Below are 1802 nucleotides of genomic sequence, written 5' to 3' on the forward strand. Positions count from 1 at the left end.
GCCGCGGACGAAGCCGCCGCCGGTGACGCGGTCGAGCTCGCTCATTCCCGAGGACAGGCGCGGCGCGTCCGGGCTCTTTCCGGCGAGGCTCTCCAGCGCGAACGTTCGCCCCTTGCGCTTGGAGCGGATCGACACCGGCACGCTGCCGCTGGTGTCCTCCTCGGCAAGCGTATTCCACTCGCCGCAGGACTCGCACTTGCCCTGCCAGCGGTTATAGGCCGCGCCGCAGTTCTGGCAGACGAAGGAGAGGGTGTTCTTGGCCATGGATGTGTTGAGTCGTTGCCCTGTGCAGGTGCTTAGCACGATCGGAGATGGGGGTGCGAAGCGTTCCTCGCTACCGCGCTTTCTGCAACTCGTCCTTGCGCTTGCAAAGCAGGTAGGACTTCCCGTCGATCTTGATCGTGCCGTTCGCGCCCGGCGCCAGCTTGATCGTGACCTTACTGCCGTTCACGCCCTTGGTGTAATCGTCCCAGAACTCGAAGCAGGTGGCGGACAGCACGAGGCCGTTACCGGCCGGCGTCTTGCGGTCGATGCGGCAGTGGTTTTCGTAGCGATCGACCAGCGGGGCCGGCTTGCCCTTGATCACGTTGTCCAGGTCGATCATCGTCTTGCTGTCCGGGCCGTCATTGTCCCGGCAATCCTTTTTCGTCGACGCCCACAAGCCGTCGAACGGCTCCGCGGCGAACACTGGCGATGTTGCGAAGAGGACGATTCCGGCGGCGGCGATCATGGGAACGTTGCGCATGCGGGTCCTTTGCTCGGCGGTATGTCTCGGAGGGGGCAGTCAGAATGCGTTCAACAGCATCGTCAAGCCGGCCGCCAGCATGATGCCGTCCATCAGCAGGCGAAACATCTCCGGCTTCAGGTGCAGCACGAAGCGCTTGGCGACGAAGGCGCCAACCATCAGAGACGAACCCGCGATCAATCCCTTCAGGGCGACATCGGCAGTCAGCGCCCCGAAGCGTTCGAACGTCACCGACTTGCTGAGATAAAGCCCCAACGACGAGGCCGCTTCGGTGGCGAGGAAGGCGCCCTTGCTGAGCCCATAGAACAGGAATAGCGGCACGCTGAGCGGGCCGGTCGAGACCACGATGCCGGTGAGATAGCCGATGATTGCGCCGCCGATGGCGAGGTGCCAGAGATTGGCTTTGAGGTCGTGCCGCGCCAGGAAGTGCCGCACTGGCACCATCGCGATCAGGAAAAGGCCGATGGCGAGATCGACGGCACGCGAGGGCAGCGCCAGCAGCGTGCGCGCGCCGAGCGCTGCGGCCGGAATGCCCGTCACCGAATAGGCCGCGCAAGCTCGCCAGTCGACCTCGCGCCACCAGGCCAGGATGCGTGAAAAATTCGCCATGACGGAGGCCACCGCCATGATCGGCACGGCCTCCTTCGGCCCATAGGCATAGACCAGCACCGGCATCAGCATGATCGACGATCCCGTGCCGACGATGCCTGAGATGGTGCCGGCGATGAGGCCGACGGTGAGGACGAAGAGGAAGGCCAAGGGCAGTCTCCACGAATCGGGAGAGTTTAGCCGTGACCAGCGATGTGGGCGATCCGTGCTAGGCGAGGGAACCTATCGCACTGCGCATAGGCATGCCGGTCTGGGCGCCGGCTTTGAGGCATTTCAATGCGGCGGCTTCGCAGCTCACCTCGAGCGCGCGTTGCAGCGACATGCCTTCGCCGAGCATGGCCGCAAACGCGCCGACAAAGGTATCGCCGGCGCCGGTCGTATCCACCGGCGTGATGCGCGGAGCGGGGGCGCGCTGGCGGGTCCCGTCGGTGTCGGTGGGATCACGGCG

Annotated in this window: 3 protein-coding genes and 1 pseudogene; all 4 read right to left on the reverse strand. The window is 65.0% G+C overall.

Annotated elements, in window-relative coordinates; genetic code table 11:
- A pseudogene (locus tag MOV75_RS36670) lies at positions 1-264 on the reverse strand (DNA repair protein RadA); the annotation flags it as partial.
- A 70-nt stretch (positions 265-334) separates the two neighbouring features.
- Positions 335-730, reverse strand: coding sequence for a hypothetical protein (locus MOV75_RS36675; RefSeq protein WP_246924689.1), 396 nt, complete (start codon positions 728-730; stop codon positions 335-337).
- 54 nt (positions 731-784) lie between these two features.
- Positions 785-1504, reverse strand: coding sequence for a sulfite exporter TauE/SafE family protein (locus tag MOV75_RS36680; protein WP_247007823.1), 720 nt, complete (start codon positions 1502-1504; stop codon positions 785-787).
- Positions 1505-1562: 58 nt separating this feature from the next.
- The coding region (locus tag MOV75_RS36685) for a carbohydrate kinase family protein (protein ID WP_247007824.1) at positions 1563-1802 on the reverse strand (240 nt) is incomplete at its 5' end.

Origin of the sequence: Bradyrhizobium sp. PRIMUS42, assembly GCF_023006515.1 — a bacterium.
Classification (GTDB): Bacteria; Pseudomonadota; Alphaproteobacteria; order Rhizobiales; family Xanthobacteraceae; genus Bradyrhizobium.